The organism is Paracoccus tibetensis (assembly GCF_900102505.1).
In the GTDB taxonomy this organism is placed as follows: Bacteria; Pseudomonadota; Alphaproteobacteria; order Rhodobacterales; family Rhodobacteraceae; genus Paracoccus; species Paracoccus tibetensis.
The window spans coordinates 112080-127642 of record NZ_FMVT01000011.1 but is presented as its reverse complement, the minus strand read 5'-3'; the positions used below and the strand labels follow the sequence as shown (position 1 = coordinate 127642).

The following is a 15563-nucleotide window of genomic DNA, read 5'->3' as shown; positions in this document are numbered from 1 at the left end:
CTGGACCTGGCGAAGGGCGCGGATGCGCAGAAGTTCGGCCTCGGGATGAAGGAGATCTGGGAGGTCGCGCCCGAGAAGTTCAAGCCCGGCCGGGTCGTGCACACGATGGGCTGGCCGCTCGGCAAGAACGCCGGCGGCGGCAGCTTCATCTACCATCTCGAGAACAACCAGGTCCTCGTCGGCTTCGTGGTGCACCTGAACTACAAGAACCCGCACCTCTATCCCTACATGGAGTTCCAGCGCTTCAAGCACCACCCGATGGTGGCCGAGCTGCTGGAGGGCGGCAAGCGCGTCGCCTATGGCGCCCGCGCGATCAGCGAGGGGGGCTTCCAGTCGCTGCCGCAGATGGCCTTTGCGGGGGGCATGCTCTTGGGCTGCTCGGCGGGGATGGTGAACCTGCCGCGGATCAAGGGCAACCACAACGCGATGCTGTCGGGCATGGCGGCGGCCGAGGCGGCGGCGGCGGCGCTTGCCGCAGGCCGGGAAGGCGACGTGCTGTCCGACTATGACGCCGCGGTGCGGACCGGCCCCATCGGCCGCGACCTGAAGCGGGTCAGGAACGTCAAGCCGATCTGGTCGAAGCTGGGCCTGCCTGGCAGCCTGATGCTGGGCGGCTTCGACATGTGGGTGGCGAACGTCACCGGCTGGAACCCGCTCGGCACCTGGAGCCACGGCAAATCCGACGCGGCGGCGACGGGCAAGGCGGCGGACCACACGCCGATCGACTACCCGCGCCCGGACGGGGTGCTCAGCTTCGACCGGCTGACCAACGTGGCCTTCTCCTTCACCAACCACGAGGAGAGCCAGCCCTGCCACCTCAAGCTGCGCGACCCCAGCATCCCCATCGCGGTGAACCTGCCGGAATATGCCGAGCCGGCGCAGCGCTACTGCCCGGCGGGGGTCTACGAGGTGGTCGAGGACGCGGGCGGTCCGCGCTTCGTGATCAACTTCCAGAACTGCGTGCACTGCAAGACCTGCGACATCAAGGACCCCAGCCAGAACATCGTCTGGACCACCCCCCAAGGCGGCGACGGGCCGAACTACCCGAACATGTGATGCAGGTGACGTTGCGGCGCGGCAGGGGCGGGGCTAGGCTGCATCCAAACGTTTTTGTGAAGGCCGGAAGGAATATCGTGACCCTCGATCGCACCCGCCCGCTGTGGATCGCGCTGCTCGTGGGGCTGCTGGGCGCCCCCGCCCTGGCCGATGACAGCGACCGGCCCGAACCCCGGCCGATCCCCGTCCAGATGGAGGGTGGGGCCGAAGGCGACGCGCCGCCCGCCGCCGACGCACCGGGGACGCCTGCCGAGGACGCCGCCTCGGCGCCCGCCGCCGCGCCCGCAGGCCCCGCGCCGCTGACCCGCGGCCTTGCCGGCCCCTATCTCGCCGCGCGCATGGCCACCGTCGAGAACGACTTTCGCGCCGCCGCCCGCTACTTCGTGCAGGCCGTCGCGCAGGACCCGTCGGACCCCTACCTGCAGGACAGCGCCCTCGTCGCGCTGACCTCGGCGGGCGATCTGGATCGCGCCGTCGCCTTCGCCGAGCGGATGGTCCTGTCGGGCAGCGCGACCGAGCTGGCGGGGCTTCTGCACCGCGCCAAGCTGGTCAAGGACGGAGCATGGGACGAGCTGCTGGCTTTCCTCGAGACCTCGCGCAGCGTCGACCTGCCGATCACCGAGGACCTGATGGACGGCACCATCCAGGGCTGGGCGCTGATGGGCGCGGGCCGGGGCTCGGACTCGCTGGCGGCGTTCCAGGCGCTTGCCGCCTCGGAGTCGCTGGCGCCGGTCGCGAACTATCACCTCGCGCTCGCGCAGGCCATCGTCGGTGACTACGACTCGGCCGAGGCGCTGCTGGCGCAGGAAGGGACGGGGGATCACCTGCTCGGGCTGGTGGCGCGCGTCCAGGTGCTGGCGCAGCTCGACCGCCGCGACGAGGCCGAGGCGCTGCTGGCCGGCCTGCCCGGGCTGGAGGCGGAGCCGCAGCTTCTGGACCTGCAGGCGCGGCTTGCCGCGGGCGCGCCGGTGTCCTTCGACATCGTCGGCGGACCGTCCGACGGGATTGCGCAACTGCTTCTTGCCTTCGCCAGCGCCCTTTCCGGCGGTCCCGACCCCGAGCCGCTGTCCCTGATCCATGCGCGCCTCGCCGTCTGGCTGGCGCCCGAGAATGCCGAGGCGCGCCTGATCGCCGCCCAGCTGCTGCAGGAGCGCCAGCAGTTCGACCTGGCCGAGGCGGAATACGAGGCCGTGCGTGCCATGGGCCAGCTGCGTCCCGCGGCCGAGCTGTCGCGCATCGACGCGCTTGCCCGCGCCGGTCGCCGACCCGAGGCGGAAAACGCCGCGCTGGCCCTGTCGGCCGCCTATCCGTCGCTGGCGCAGGCTTGGGTCGCGCTTGGCGACGTGCTGCGCCAGCAGGAGAAATACACGACCGCCGTTCCCGCCTATGACAAGGCGCTGCAGCTTCTGTCCGATGCCCCGCCCGAGGCGCGCTGGTTCCCGCTCTATGCCCGGGGCATCGCGCTAGAGCGCGCGGGCCAGTTCGAGCGCGCCGAGGCCGACCTGCTGGCCGCGCTCGAGATCCGGCCCGACCAGGCGAGCCTTCTGAACTATCTCGGCTATTCCTGGATCGACCGGAACCAGAACCTCGAGCAGGCGCTGGAGATGATCAAGAAGGCCGTCGAGCTGGCGCCGGGCGATGGCTATATCCTCGACTCGCTGGCTTGGGCCTACTACCGCCTCGGCCGCTACGAGGAGGCGGTCGCGCCGATGGAGCAGGCGATCGCGACGATGGCCTCGGACCCGCTGGTGAACGACCATCTGGGCGACATCTACTGGAAGGTCGGCCGCACGCGCGAGGCCGAGATCCAGTGGAAGCGCGCCCTGTCGCTGGAACCGGCCGAGAGCGGCGAGGTCGATCCCGCCCGCATCCGCGCCAAGCTGGAGCGCGGCCTCGACGCGGTTCTGGCCGACGAGGCGGGCACCGACAGCCGCGCCGCGCCGCAGCCGCAGACCGAAGCCGACGCCTCGGAATGAGCCTTGCGGACGGGGCGTGGATCGAGCCCGCGCCCGCGAAACTGAACCTGGCGCTGCATGTGACGGGCCGGCGCGCGGACGGCTATCATCTGCTGGACTCGCTGGTCGCCTTCGCCGCGGTGGGGGACGAGGTCGCGCTGACGCCCGGCCCGCTGGCGCTGCAGATCGACGGTCCCTTCGCGGCAGGCCTGGGGACGGACGAGGACAACCTCTGCCTGCGCGCCGCGCGGATGGTCGGCGGGCAGGCGCGAATCCGGCTGACCAAGAACCTGCCCGTCGCCTCGGGCATCGGCGGCGGATCGGCCGATGCCGCCGCCGTGCTGCGCGCCCTGAAGCGGATGGGCCTTGAGCTGCCGCCCGCGCCCGAGCGGCTTGGCGCGGACGTGCCGGTCTGCCTCGCCTCGCGTCCCGCTCGCATGGAAGGCGTCGGAGAGATCGTCACGCCCCTGCCACCCTTGCCGCGGCTGCATCTGGTGCTGGTCAATCCCGGCATCGCGGTGGCGACCCCGCGCGTCTTCGCGGCGCTGGCGCGGAAGGACAACCCGCCGCTGCCCCCGGTCCCGCGCTTCGCACGAGCATCGGACCTGACCGCCTGGCTGGCGCAGACCCGCAACGATCTCGAGGCACCGGCCATCGCCCTTGCGCCGCAGGTGCGCGAGGTGCTGGATGCGCTTCAGGCGCAGGGCGCGGGCTTTGCCCGCATGTCGGGGTCGGGCGCGACCTGCTTCGGCATCTTCGCCACCGCCGGCGCGGCGGCTGAGGCGGCTGCGGCACTCGGCCGCCCCGGCTGGTGGGCCGTCGCCAGCGAACTGGCGCCCGATCCGGCCGCCCGCTAGGATGCCGCCAAACCCTGCGGAGGACCCCATGCTGCGCCTTGGCGTCAACATCGACCACGTCGCCACCATCCGGAACGCCCGCGGCACGCCCTGGCCCGACCCGCTGCGCGCCGCTCGCCTGGCCGAGGCCGCCGGCGCCGACGGCATCACCGCCCATCTGCGCGAGGACCGCCGCCACATCAGCGACGCCGACATCGACGCGCTCATGGCGCACCTGACGCTGCCCCTGAACCTCGAGATGGCGGCGACGCCCGAGATGCAGGCCATTGCCCTGCGCCACCGCCCACACGCCGTCTGCATCGTCCCCGAGAAGCGCGAGGAGCGCACGACCGAGGGCGGCCTCGACGTCGCCGGCAACGAGGCGATGCTGGCCGAGTTCATCGCCCCCCTGCGGGAGTCCGGCAGCCGGGTGTCCCTGTTCATCGGCCACGAGCCCGCCCAGATCGAGGCTGCCGCCCGCATCCGCGCGGCGGTGATCGAGCTGCACACCGGCGCCTATTGCGACCTCGACACCGAAGGCCGCCATGACGCGCGCGACCGCGAGCTTGCGGCCCTGCGCGAGGGCGCGACCCTCGCCGCGCGCCTCGGGCTGGAGGTCCATGCCGGCCACGGCCTGACCTTCGACAATGTCGGCCCCATCGCGGCGATCCCGGAACTTGCCGAGCTGAACATCGGCCATTTCCTCATCGCCGAGTCCGTCTTCCTGGGCCTCGACGGCGCCATCCGCGAGATGCGCCGCTGCATGGACGCGGCCCGCGCGTGATCCTCGGCATCGGCACCGACCTCGCCAATATCGAGCGCATCCAGGGCACGCTCGACCGGTTCGGGGACCGCTTCCGCAACCGCGTCTTCACCCCGACCGAACTGGCCAAGGCCGCGCGGCGCAAGGACGAGGCCGGGACGCTCGCCAAGAGATGGGCGGCCAAGGAGGCTTGTTCGAAGGCGCTCGGGACGGGGCTGGCCATGGGGATCAGCTGGCGGGACATGGCGGTGTCGAACCTGCGCAGCGGGCAGCCGGTGATGGCGCTGACGGGCTGGGCGGCGGACCGGCTGGCCGCGATGACGCCGCCGGGCCACGAGGCGCTGGTCCATGTCACCCTGACCGACGATCATCCCTGGGCGCAGGCCTTCGTGGTGATCGAGGCGCGCCCCATCGCTGCGTCTGACGCCCCCAAACCTTGACTTTGGCCCCCTGCGGGGACCAGAAGGGCCGGGCGCGGCCGGGGCCGCCCCTGCGATGAACCGGAAGGACGACCTGCGATGGCCGACAGCGTGGCACCCAAGAAGAAGGAAGGCATCTGGGAGACGATCAAGACCGTTTTCTGGGCGCTCGTCATCGCGGGCATCTTCCGCACGCTGTTCTTCCAGCCCTTCTGGATTCCTTCGGGGTCGATGAAGGACACGCTGCTGATCGGCGACTTCCTTTTCGTCAACAAGATGGCCTATGGCTATTCGGCCCATTCCTGCCCCTTCTCCATGTGCCCCATCTCGGGCCGGATCCTGGGCAGCGCGCCCGCGCGCGGCGATGTCGTCGTCTTCCGCCACCCCACGCGCGACGTCGATTTCATCAAGCGCGTGATCGGCCTGCCCGGCGACCAGGTGCAGATGCGCGGCGGCCGGCTGTGGCTGAACGGCGAGGAGGTCCCCGTCACCCGCGCCGGCGACTTCGTCGAGGTCAAGGAACAGCAGGGCCCGCAGGGCCTGATCCCGCGCTGCGCCAACGATCCGGTCTCGCAGGGCGGCGAGTGCCTGTCCGAGCGCTATGTCGAGACGCTGCCGGGCGCCTCTGGCAGCCACTCGATCCTGAACATCACCGACGGCTGGATCGCCGACGACACGCCGACCTTCGTGGTCCCGGCGGGGCAGTATTTCTTCATGGGCGACAACCGCGACAACTCGGAAGACTCGCGCTTCCCGGCCGAGATCGGCGGCCTCGGCTTCGTGCCCGAGGAGTACCTGATCGGCCGCGCGGACCGGATCATGTTCTCGTCGGCCGGCCGCTCGCTGCTGTACTTCTGGACCTGGCGGTCCGACCGCTTCTTCAAGGCGGTCGAGTGACGCCTTCCGCCGACATCCGCGCCTTCATGGCGCGGCTTGGCCACGACTTCGCCCGGCCCGAGCTTCTGGTGCGCGCCCTGACCCACGGCTCGATCGCCAGTGCGACGCGGCCCGACAACCAGCGGCTGGAGTTCCTGGGCGACCGCGTCCTGGGCCTCATCATGGCCGAGGCGCTGTTCCAGGCCGATACCGGCGCCAGCGAAGGCCAGCTAGCCCCCCGCTTCAACACCCTGGTGCGGGGCGAGACCTGCGCGGCCATCGCGCGCGAGGTGGGCCTTGGCGAGGTGCTGAAGCTCGGCCGCTCCGAGATGATGTCGGGCGGGCGCCGCAAGGAGGCGCTTCTGGCTGACGCGATGGAGGCCGTGCTGGCGGCCATCTATCTGGATGCGGGCTTCGAGGCGGCGCGGGACGTCGTCCTGCGCCATTGGGCCGGCCGTCTGGACAGCGTCGCCGAGGATGCGCGCGACGCCAAGACCGCGCTTCAGGAATGGGCGCAGGCGCAGGGGATGCCGCCGCCCTCTTACGAGCAGACCGAACGCAGCGGGCCGGATCACGCGCCCGTCTTCCTGATCACCGTGAAGCTGGCCGACGGCCGCGAGGCGCAGGCCCGCGGCGCAGGCACCAAACGCAGCATCGAGCAGGCGGCGGCGCAGGCCCTGCTGGCCCGGCTTGAGGACAAGACATGACCGAAGAAGTAACCCAACCCAAGGGCGAGACCCGCGCCGGCTTCGTCGCCCTGATCGGCGAGCCGAACGCCGGCAAGTCCACGCTCTTGAACCAGATGGTCGGCGCGAAGGTCTCGATCGTCACGCACAAGGTGCAGACGACCCGCGCCCGCATCCGCGGCATCGCCATCGAGGGGCCGGCGCAGATCGTCTTCGTGGACACGCCCGGCATCTTCCGCCCGCGCCGCCGGCTGGACCGCAGCATGGTCGCGGCGGCCTGGGGCGGGGCCTCGGACGCCGACCTCGTGCTGCTGCTGATCGAGGCGCATCGCGGCGCGACCGAGGGCGTGCAGGCGATCATCGAGCAGCTGAAGCAGCTGGGGCAGGGCACGCCTGTCGCGCTGGTCATCAACAAGATCGACCGGGTGAAGGCCGAGGTGCTGCTGGCGCTTTCCAAGCAGATGAACGAGGCCTATCCCTTCGTGCAGACCTTCATGATCTCGGCCGAGAAGGGTTATGGCTGCGCCGACCTGCGCGCCTGGCTGGGCAGCGAGCTGCCCGAGGGGCCGTGGCTCTATCCCGAGGACCAGATCGCTGACCTACCGATGCGCATGATCGCCGCCGAGATCACGCGCGAGAAGCTGACCCTGCGCCTCCACGAGGAGATCCCCTATCAGCTGACCGTCGAGACGGAAGGCTGGGAGGAGAAGACGGACGGCAGCGCAAGGGTCGAGCAGGTCGTCTATGTCGCGCGGCAGGGTCACAAGGGCATCGTGCTGGGCAAGGGCGGCGAGACGATCAAGGCCGTGGGCCAGTCCGCGCGGGCCGAGCTGGAGGAGTTCATGGGCCGCCGCGTCCACCTGTTCCTTCAGGTCCGCGTCCGCGAGAACTGGCTGAACGAGGCCGAGCGCTATGACGAGATGGGCCTGAACTTCAAGGACGGGGATGGCTGAGGCCCCAACACCTGCACCACGCCTCGCCGCCGGGCTCTGGGTCGCGGCCTATCTCAAGCGGCTCGGGCTGGCGAACATCCCGGCCTACATCCTGCGCCGGGGCGACGAGGTGGCGGGGGCGGTTCTGGTCAAATGCGCCCGTCTCGACGGCACTGCGACCCTGTGGCAGCGAGAGTGGGACTTCGAAACCGACACCCGCCCCTGGCGCGCGATCGCCGCGGGGCCGGAGGCCGAGGTGGATGCCGCCGCCGCCCGCGCCCGCGCCCGCGATCCCGACCTCTGGATCGTCGAGATCGAGAGCCGCGAGGGCCGCACGCTGCTGGAGGAAGAGGGGCTTCACTAGCCTCTGGTGCGGCATCTGCTTGCAGCCTATGCAACGGCATGAGCAACGCCCCCCTTCCGCAGACCGATTCTCCGCGTGGCCTTGTCTATGCCATTGCCGCCTATGGCATTTGGGGATTCCTGCCCATCTACATGAAGGCGCTGACCCATGTGCCGCCCTTGGAGGTGATCGCGCACCGCGTCATCTGGTCGCTGCCCATCGCGGGGGCGGTGCTGTTGTGGCAGGGGCGGCAGGGCGAGGTGCTGGCGGCGCTGCGCCAGCCGCGGCTGCTGGCGATGGCGGCGCTGACGGCGGGGCTGATCTCGGTCAACTGGCTGATCTATGTCTGGGCCATCGCGAACGATCACGCGCTGGACGCGGCGCTCGGCTACTACATCAACCCTCTCTTCAGCGTTTTCCTTGGCGCGACGCTGCTGAAGGAGCGGCTGTCGCGCGGGCAGTTCGCGGCCATCGCGCTGGCGGCCTCGGCCGTGGTGATCCTGACGGTGCAGGCGGGCAGCCTGCCGCTGGTGGCCATCGGGCTGACGCTCAGCTGGGGCGTCTACGCCTATTGCAAGCGCAGCCTGCCGCTTGGCCCGAACCAGGGCTTCACGCTGGAGGTGCTGCTGCTGACACCCTTTGCGGCGGGCTTTCTGATCTGGCAGGCGCTCGGCGGGGCGGGCAGCTTCGGGCCGGGCCAGATCGACACGACGCTGCTGCTGCTGGGGGCGGGGCCGGTCACGGCGATCCCGCTGCTGTTCTACGCGAACGGCGCGAAGCTGATCCGCCTCTCCACCATCGGCATCCTGCAATACATCGCGCCGACGATGATCTTCCTCTGCGCAGTGTTCCTGTTCGGAGAGCCCTTCGACGGCGCCCGGCTGATCGCCTTCCCGATGATCTGGGCGGCGCTGGTGATCTACTCGGTCACCCTGCTGCGCCAAGCAGGGCAGCGCCGGCGGGACCGGCGCGCTGCGGCCACGAAGCGGATGCAGTGAGCCCAAGGAAAGGGGCGGGCGCCGCAGCACCCGCCCCCTGTCGTGGCGCAAGCCCTACTGGAACTTGCGGATCTCGCCCGACTTCAGCCGCGCGAGGTAGCTGTTCATCTCGCGCTTCACGATGGGCATCAGGATGTAGAGCGCGGGGATGTTCACCACCGCCATCGCGAAGATCGCCGCGTCCGAGAAGTCGATGACCGCGCCCAGGCTGGACGCCGCGCCGACGACGACGAAGAAGCAGAAGAGCAGCTTGAAGATCAGCTCTTTCGTCTGGCCCTCGCCGAAGAGGAAGGTCCAGGCTTTCAGGCCGTAATAGCTCCACGAGATCATGGTCGAGAAGGCGAACAGCACCACCGCCAGCACCAGCACGTAGCGGAACCAGCTGACCTGGCTGCTGAACGCGTCCGATGTGAGCGCCACGCCGTTGTTGCCGGTGACGGTCTGGATCTGCGTGCCGGCCTCGTTCAGCAGGAACATGCCCGTCGCCGGGTCGCTGACCAGCTGGCCGGTGATGATGATCACGAGCGCGGTCATGGTGCAGATCACCACCGTGTCGATGAACGGCTCGAGCAGCGAGACGAACCCCTCGGTCGTCGGCTCCTTGGTGCGCACGGCGCTGTGGGCGATGGCGGCCGAGCCGACGCCGGCCTCGTTTGAGAAGGCGGCGCGGCGGAAGCCCTGGATCAGCGCGCCGATGGCCCCGCCGACGACGCCGTCATTGGTGAAGGCGCCCGCGAAGATCTGGCTGAAGGCCGTGCCGATCATGTCGTAGTTCATGCCGATGATGATCAGCGCGGTCAGCACGTAGAGCGCGGCCATGAACGGGACGACCTTCTCGGTGACGCTGGCGATGGACTTGAGCCCGCCGACGATGACCAGGAAGACCACGATCGCCATCACGACGCCGGTGATCCAGCCGGGATAGCTGCCCAGCACGTTGGTGATCTGGGCATGGGCCTGGTTCGCCTGGAACATGTTTCCGCCGCCGAAGCTGCCGAGGATGCAGAAGATCGCGAACAGCACCGCCATGACCTTGCCGCCCGGAACGCCGCGCTCGGCGAAGCCCTTGACCATGTAGTACATCGGCCCGCCCGAGACGGTCCCGTCGGCGTATTCGTTGCGGTACTTCACGCCCAGGGTGCATTCGGTGAACTTCGCGGCCATGCCCAGAAGGCCCGCGACGATCATCCAGAAGGTCGCGCCGGGCCCGCCGATGCTGACCGCGACGGCGACGCCGGCGATGTTGCCAAGGCCGACCGTCCCCGACAGCGCCGTGGTCAGGGCCTGGAAGTGGCTGACCTCGCCCGCGTCGTTGGGGTTCGAGTAGTCGCCGCGCACCAGCCGGATCGAATGGGCGAAGGCGCGGAACTGGATGAAGCCGAAATAGACGGTGAAGATCGTGGCGCCGGCCACCAGCCAGCCCACGATCCAGGGGAAGGTGGTGCCGGGGAAGTTCGAGAAGATGATGGCGACGAACCAGCCGGTGGTCGTCGCGAAGAAGCCGTCGATGGCGGCGTCCAGCCCCTGCGCGGCCGCCGGCCCCGCCAGCAGGCAGGCCATCGCGGCCAGAATGAGCTTCGGATGACGGATCATTTTGTTGTTCTCCCTGTCATGTCCGTATTCTTGTCCCTGTTCATCACGGCACGATCACCACGGGCACCGGCGCCACCTGCGCCAGCGTTCCCGCGACCGAGCCGAAGAGCCGCGCGGCAAAGCCCGAATGGCCCGTCCGCCCGATCACGATCATCGCCGCGTCCTGTTCGGTGGCGATGCGGCACATGGTTTCCGCCGTGTGGCCGTAGCGGATCAGCGTCTCGACCTCGATCCCGGCCGCGCGGATGCGCGCGGTCAGGGGCGCGAGGATGGCGGTCTCGGCGCGCTGCATCTCCTCGGTGCGGCGGCGATGCCGCTCCTCGACCTCGGAGGGGGTCAGAAAGCTGTAGGGCGACCATTCCAGGACATGGGCGATCACCAGGCTGTTGCCCGACAGGTCGGCGCGCGACATGGCGAAGTCCAGCGCACGCTCGGCCGCCTCGGAGCCGTCGTAGCCGACGACGATCTTGCTAGCCATTGTTCCCTCATCTGTTGGTTGTCTTGTGGGGCTTGGTGCGAAAAGCATAGGCACGCCCTTCGCCATGCGACCAGACAAAATGTCACGCGTCCGTGACATCGGCGGAAGCTGCCCGTCACGGGGTGCCGCCGCGTCATTTTTGGTCTTTTCTTCCCCCGGCAGGGACGTCATATTTCGCGCATGACCCGGATGTGCCACATCTCCTCGGCCTCGACCGCGCCCTTCGGCGCGCGATTCGCAGTCAACCTCCGGGGCCTGCTGCTTCTCACGCTGCGCTGAGCGGGTCTTCCGGGCCGCCGCTCAGTCAGGTCAGTGCCCGGTTCCCCAAGGCACCCGAAGACGAGCGAGAGAGCGATGACCGACAAGAACCGCGTCCTGATTTTCGACACCACCCTGCGCGACGGCGAGCAGTCGCCCGGCGCTACCATGTCCCATGCCGAGAAGCTGGAGATCGCCCAGATGCTGGACGAGATGGGCGTGGACATCATCGAGGCGGGTTTCCCCATCGCCTCGGAGGGTGACTTCGCCGCCGTCAGCGAGATCGCGCGGCAGGCGCAGAACGCGCAGGTCTGCGGGCTGGCCCGCGCGCAGATACCCGACATCGACCGTTGCTGGGAGGCGGTGAAGCATGCGCGCCGCCCGCGCATCCACACCTTCATCGGCACCTCGCCGCTGCACCGCGCCATCCCCAACCTGGACATGGACCAGATGGCCGAGCGCATCCACCAGACGGTGACCCATGCCCGCAACCTCTGCGACAACGTGCAGTGGTCGCCCATGGACGCGACGCGGACCGAGCATGACTATCTCTGCCGCGTGGTCGAGATCGCGATCAAGGCCGGCGCCACCACGATCAACATCCCCGACACGGTCGGCTACACCGCCCCGCGCGAAAGCGCCGACCTGATCCGCATGCTGCTGGAGCGGGTGCCGGGCGCGGACGAGATCATCTTCGCGACGCATTGCCACAATGACCTTGGCATGGCGACGGCCAACGCGCTGGCGGCGGTCGAGGCGGGGGCGCGGCAGATCGAATGCACGATCAACGGCCTCGGCGAGCGGGCCGGCAACACCGCGCTGGAAGAGGTCGTGATGGCGATGCGGGTGCGCAACGACATCATGCCCTACCAGACCGGCATCGACACGACCAAGATCATCGGCATCTCGCGCCGCGTGGCGGCCGTGTCGGGCTTCGCGGTGCAATACAACAAGGCCATCGTGGGCAAGAACGCCTTCCTGCACGAGTCGGGCATCCACCAGGACGGCGTTCTGAAGAACGTCGAGACCTTCGAGATCATGCGCCCCGCCGATATCGGCCTCAACGAGACCAACATCGCGATGGGCAAGCATTCGGGCCGCGCCGCCCTGCGCGCGAAACTCCGCGATCTGGGCTACGAGGTGGGGGACAACCAGCTCAAGGACGTCTTCGTGCGGTTCAAGGCCTTGGCCGACCGCAAGAAGGAGGTCTATGACGACGACATCGTCGCCCTGATGCAGGACAGCGCGGCCAATACCGACAGCGACCACCTGCAGGTCCGCCACCTGCGCGTCGTCTGCGGCAGCGACGGGCAGTCCGCCGCGCTGACCCTGCTGGTCGGCGACGAGGAGAAGCGCGCCGAGACGACCGGCGACGGCCCCGTGGACGCCTGCTTCAATGCCGTGCGCCAGATCTTCCCGCACGAGGCGCGGCTGCTGCTCTACCAGGTCCACGCCGTCACCGAGGGCACGGACGCGCAGGCGACGGTCAGCGTGCGGATGGAGGAGGACGGGCGCATCGTGACGGGCCAGGCGGCCGACACGGACACGATCCTTGCCTCGGTCAAGGCCTATGTCGGCGCGCTGAACCGGCTGATCGTGCGGCGCGAGATGACCGGGCCGGACAGCGACGCCAAGCAGATCAGCATGTATTCGCACTAGGCGCGCCGCCTGCAACCGGGGGCAGTGCGTCCGCGCTGCCCCATCACTCACCCATTCCGCGAGCCAAACCTTAACGGGGCTTTCCCGGTGGGGATTGCGCCTCTATACGGGGCACGCCGCGATTGATTCAGGGCGAAAAGCCCGGCCCGCGGCTCAGCATGGGGCAGGCCGGAAAAACCGGCGCGAAAAGGATACGGGCATGGCATTCGGCGGTTTGTTTTCGACCGACATCGCAATCGACCTCGGGACGGCGAACACGCTGATCTACGTCAAGGGCAAGGGCATCATCCTGAACGAGCCCTCGGTCGTGGCCTACCACGTCAAGGACGGCAAGCGGCAGGTCCTGGCGGTGGGCGAGGACGCCAAGCTGATGCTGGGCCGCACGCCGGGCAGCATCGAGGCCATCCGCCCGATGCGCGAGGGCGTCATCGCCGATTTCGACAGCGCCGAGCAGATGATCAAGCATTTCATCAAGAAGGTGTTCAAGCGCACGACCTTCTCGAAGCCCAAGATCATCGTCTGCGTGCCCCATGGCGCGACCCCGGTCGAGAAGCGCGCGATCCGCCAGTCGGTCCTGTCCGCCGGCGCCCGCAAGGCCGGCCTGATCGCCGAGCCGATCGCGGCGGCCATCGGCGCGGGCATGCCCATCACCGAGCCGACCGGCAGCATGGTCGTCGACATCGGCGGCGGCACGACGGAGGTCGCGGTCCTCTCGCTTGGCGACGTGGTCTATGCCCGCTCGGTCCGCATCGGCGGCGACCGGATGGACGAGGCGATCATCAACTACCTGCGCCGCAACCAGAACATGCTGATCGGCGAATCCACGGCCGAGCGCATCAAGACCTCGATCGGCACCGCGCGGATGCCAGATGACGGGCGCGGCGCCACGCTGATGGTGCGCGGGCGCGACCTTCTGAACGGCATCCCGAAAGAGATCGAGATCAGCCAGGCGATGGTCGCCGAGGCGCTGTCCGAGCCGGTGCAGGCGATCTGCGAGGCGGTCATGGTCGCGCTGGAGGCCACGCCCCCGGACCTGGCCGCCGACATCGTGGACCGCGGCGTGATGCTGACCGGCGGCGGCGCCATGCTGGGCGAGCTGGACTTGGCGCTGCGCGAGCAGACCGGCCTGTCGATCAGCCTGGCCGACCAGCCGATGAGCTGCGTCGCGCTTGGCACCGGCAAGGCGCTGGAATACGAGAAGCAGCTGCGCCACGTCATCGACTACGACAGCTGATCCGGCCGCTTGAAAGGCCCGCCCCATGGCGCGCAAGGGACCAGACTATGCCACCCCCGTCCGCCGCGTCCTGATCGCGACGCTGGCGCTGATCCTTCTGGTGCTGTTCCTCTTCTGGCGCATCGACAGCCCACGGGCCGAGCAGATGCGCACGGCGATGATCGACCGCATCGTGCCGCGCTTCGAATGGGCGCTGGTGCCGGTGACGCGGGTCAGCCAGATGATCGCGGGCTTCCAGAGCTATGCCCGCCTCTACGAGCAGAACCAGGAGCTGCGGCGCGAGCTGCAGCGCATGACCGCCTGGAAGGAGGCCGCCGTCCAGCTAGAGCAGGAGAACTCGAAGCTTCTGGCGCTGAACAACGTGCGGATCGATCCGGCGCTGACCTCGGTCACCGGGATGGTGATGGTGGACAGCGGCTCGGCCTTCCGGCAGTCGGTGCTGCTGAATGTCGGATCGCAGGACGGCGTGGTCGAGGGCTGGGCGACGATGGACGGGCTGGGGCTGGTCGGCCGCATCGCCGGGGTCGGACGCTCGACCAGCCGCGTGGTGCTGCTGACCGACCCGTCCTCGCGCATCCCGGTAATCGTCCAGCCGACGGGCGAGCGGGCGCTGCTGACGGGCGACAACACGCCCCTGCCGCTGCTGGAGTTCATCGAGATCATCGACAATGTCCGCCCCGGTGACCGGGTCGTGACCTCGGGCGACGGCGGCGTCTTCCCCTCGGGGCTGCTGGTCGGGCAGGTGGCGCAGGGGACCGACGGGCGGATGCGCCTGCGGATGGCGGCGGATTACGGGCGGCTCGAGTTCCTGCGCGTCCTGCGCAGCCACCCGGCCGAAGCCGTCGTCGACACCGACATGATCGTGCGCGGCGGCAACCAGGGCATGATCGGCCCGCAGATGCCGCCCGAGGCCGTCGAGGCCGCCGAGGCCGCGGACACGGCCGCCGCGCCATGATCGAGCTGCCGAGCCGCACCTTCGTCATGGGGACGCTGGCCTTCCTGCTCTGCGTCTGGCTGCTGCTGTTCCTGCGGCTGCTGCCGATCAGCAGCGGCTTCGTCGGCTGGCCCGGACCGGACCTGACGCTGGCGCTGGTGATGGCCTGGGTCCTGCGCCGGCCCGACCAGCTCTCGGCGCCGGTGATCGTGCTGGCCGTGATGATCGAGGACGTGCTGCTTCTGCGCCCGCTCGGGCTGTGGGCGCTGATCGTGCTTCTGGGCAGCGAGGCCGCCCGCAGGCGAGAGCCCCGTTGGCGCGACGCGCCCTTCATGGTTGAATGGTTGCGCGTGGCGATCCTGATGACGGGGATGCTGCTGGGGATGCGCTTCGTGCAGCTGCTGTTCATGCTGCCCGTGCCTGCCCTGGGCCAGGTCCTTCTGCAGGTCATCGCCACGGCGGCGGCCTATCCGCTGGTGGTCTTCGCCGCGCGCTGGCTGGTCGGACTGCGCCGCATCAGCCCGGCCGAGGCATTGTGACAGG

The 15563-nt window shown here is 69.3% G+C and carries 15 protein-coding genes and 1 pseudogene; 14 read left to right on the top strand and 2 right to left on the bottom strand.

What is annotated here, in order from left to right; genetic code table 11:
- The 10 genes and pseudogenes from BLP73_RS15330 to rarD all read left to right on the top strand — a co-directional run.
- Nucleotides 1-1056: electron transfer flavoprotein-ubiquinone oxidoreductase (locus tag BLP73_RS15330; RefSeq protein ID WP_139165958.1), on the top strand; the 1056-nt coding region annotated here is incomplete at its 5' end.
- A gap of 77 nt (nt 1057-1133) precedes the next feature.
- The gene (locus tag BLP73_RS15325; protein ID WP_245686689.1) at nt 1134-3032 is read left to right on the top strand and encodes a tetratricopeptide repeat protein; all 1899 of its coding nucleotides are present in this window, start codon (nt 1134-1136) and stop codon (nt 3030-3032) included.
- Nucleotides 3029-3868 carry a 4-(cytidine 5'-diphospho)-2-C-methyl-D-erythritol kinase gene (locus BLP73_RS15320; protein ID WP_090746625.1) on the top strand — a complete coding sequence of 280 codons (840 nt, stop codon included), beginning with the start codon at nt 3029-3031 and terminating at the stop codon, nt 3866-3868. Before BLP73_RS15325 ends, BLP73_RS15320 begins: the two co-directional genes overlap by 4 nt.
- Before the next feature lie 28 nt (nt 3869-3896).
- On the top strand, nt 3897-4631 hold the full coding sequence (locus BLP73_RS15315) for a pyridoxine 5'-phosphate synthase (protein WP_090746622.1): 735 nt from the start codon (nt 3897-3899) through the stop codon (nt 4629-4631).
- Nucleotides 4628-5050 carry a holo-ACP synthase gene (acpS, locus tag BLP73_RS15310; protein ID WP_090746619.1) on the top strand — a complete coding sequence of 141 codons (423 nt, stop codon included), beginning with the start codon at nt 4628-4630 and terminating at the stop codon, nt 5048-5050. Before BLP73_RS15315 ends, acpS begins: the two co-directional genes overlap by 4 nt.
- A gap of 78 nt (nt 5051-5128) precedes the next feature.
- Nucleotides 5129-5926, top strand: coding sequence for a signal peptidase I (gene lepB, locus BLP73_RS15305; protein ID WP_090746616.1), 798 nt, complete (start codon nt 5129-5131; stop codon nt 5924-5926).
- Nucleotides 5923-6613, top strand: a pseudogene (rnc, locus tag BLP73_RS15300) (ribonuclease III); the annotation flags it as partial. The gene lepB and the pseudogene rnc, both read left to right, overlap by 4 nt.
- Nucleotides 6609-7544: a GTPase Era gene (gene era, locus BLP73_RS15295; protein ID WP_090746610.1), complete on the top strand. Its 936-nt coding sequence runs from the start codon at nt 6609-6611 to the stop codon at nt 7542-7544. The pseudogene rnc and the gene era, both read left to right, overlap by 5 nt.
- Nucleotides 7537-7887, top strand: a complete 351-nt coding sequence (locus BLP73_RS15290; protein WP_090746607.1) for a DUF1491 family protein — start codon at nt 7537-7539, stop codon at nt 7885-7887. Before era ends, BLP73_RS15290 begins: the two co-directional genes overlap by 8 nt.
- A gap of 38 nt (nt 7888-7925) precedes the next feature.
- On the top strand, nt 7926-8864 hold the full coding sequence (gene rarD, locus BLP73_RS15285) for an EamA family transporter RarD (RefSeq protein WP_090746604.1): 939 nt from the start codon (nt 7926-7928) through the stop codon (nt 8862-8864).
- A 54-nt stretch (nt 8865-8918) separates the two neighbouring features.
- On the opposite strand, the gene BLP73_RS15280 is transcribed toward rarD, so the two are convergent.
- Together BLP73_RS15280 and BLP73_RS15275 are read right to left on the bottom strand one after the other, a co-directional pair.
- Complete coding sequence (locus tag BLP73_RS15280) at nt 8919-10457, bottom strand: alanine/glycine:cation symporter family protein (protein WP_090746601.1); 1539 nt, start codon at nt 10455-10457, stop codon at nt 8919-8921.
- Between the two features lie 43 nt (nt 10458-10500).
- The gene (locus BLP73_RS15275) at nt 10501-10935 is read right to left on the bottom strand and encodes a universal stress protein (RefSeq protein ID WP_090746598.1); all 435 of its coding nucleotides are present in this window, start codon (nt 10933-10935) and stop codon (nt 10501-10503) included.
- Nucleotides 10936-11289: 354 nt separating this feature from the next.
- Between BLP73_RS15275 and BLP73_RS15270 the strand changes: the two genes are divergently transcribed.
- The 4 genes from BLP73_RS15270 to BLP73_RS15255 all read left to right on the top strand — a co-directional run bounded on the left by BLP73_RS15270 (nt 11290) and on the right by BLP73_RS15255 (nt 15559).
- Nucleotides 11290-12852 (top strand): 2-isopropylmalate synthase, encoded by a 1563-nt coding sequence (locus BLP73_RS15270; protein ID WP_090746595.1) that lies wholly within the window; start codon nt 11290-11292, stop codon nt 12850-12852.
- A 199-nt stretch (nt 12853-13051) separates the two neighbouring features.
- Complete coding sequence (locus BLP73_RS15265; RefSeq protein ID WP_090746592.1) at nt 13052-14086, top strand: rod shape-determining protein; 1035 nt, start codon at nt 13052-13054, stop codon at nt 14084-14086.
- Nucleotides 14087-14111: 25 nt separating this feature from the next.
- Nucleotides 14112-15041 (top strand): rod shape-determining protein MreC, encoded by a 930-nt coding sequence (mreC, locus tag BLP73_RS15260; RefSeq protein WP_090746589.1) that lies wholly within the window; start codon nt 14112-14114, stop codon nt 15039-15041.
- On the top strand, nt 15038-15559 hold the full coding sequence (locus BLP73_RS15255) for a rod shape-determining protein MreD (RefSeq protein WP_090746585.1): 522 nt from the start codon (nt 15038-15040) through the stop codon (nt 15557-15559). Before mreC ends, BLP73_RS15255 begins: the two co-directional genes overlap by 4 nt.
- Nucleotides 15560-15563 lie beyond the last annotated feature (4 nt).

Coding starts and splice junctions, on each gene's coding strand:
- BLP73_RS15290 (WP_090746607.1), top strand. CDS start 7,537: ATGGCTGAGGCCCCAACACCTGCACCACGCCTCGCCGCCGGGCTCTGG.
- era (WP_090746610.1), top strand. CDS start 6,609: ATGACCGAAGAAGTAACCCAACCCAAGGGCGAGACCCGCGCCGGCTTC.
- BLP73_RS15265 (WP_090746592.1), top strand. CDS start 13,052: ATGGCATTCGGCGGTTTGTTTTCGACCGACATCGCAATCGACCTCGGG.
- BLP73_RS15320 (WP_090746625.1), top strand. CDS start 3,029: ATGAGCCTTGCGGACGGGGCGTGGATCGAGCCCGCGCCCGCGAAACTG.
- BLP73_RS15275 (WP_090746598.1), bottom strand. CDS start 10,935: ATGGCTAGCAAGATCGTCGTCGGCTACGACGGCTCCGAGGCGGCCGAG.
- rarD (WP_090746604.1), top strand. CDS start 7,926: ATGAGCAACGCCCCCCTTCCGCAGACCGATTCTCCGCGTGGCCTTGTC.
- mreC (WP_090746589.1), top strand. CDS start 14,112: ATGGCGCGCAAGGGACCAGACTATGCCACCCCCGTCCGCCGCGTCCTG.
- BLP73_RS15255 (WP_090746585.1), top strand. CDS start 15,038: ATGATCGAGCTGCCGAGCCGCACCTTCGTCATGGGGACGCTGGCCTTC.
- BLP73_RS15270 (WP_090746595.1), top strand. CDS start 11,290: ATGACCGACAAGAACCGCGTCCTGATTTTCGACACCACCCTGCGCGAC.
- lepB (WP_090746616.1), top strand. CDS start 5,129: ATGGCCGACAGCGTGGCACCCAAGAAGAAGGAAGGCATCTGGGAGACG.
- BLP73_RS15315 (WP_090746622.1), top strand. CDS start 3,897: ATGCTGCGCCTTGGCGTCAACATCGACCACGTCGCCACCATCCGGAAC.
- BLP73_RS15280 (WP_090746601.1), bottom strand. CDS start 10,457: ATGATCCGTCATCCGAAGCTCATTCTGGCCGCGATGGCCTGCCTGCTG.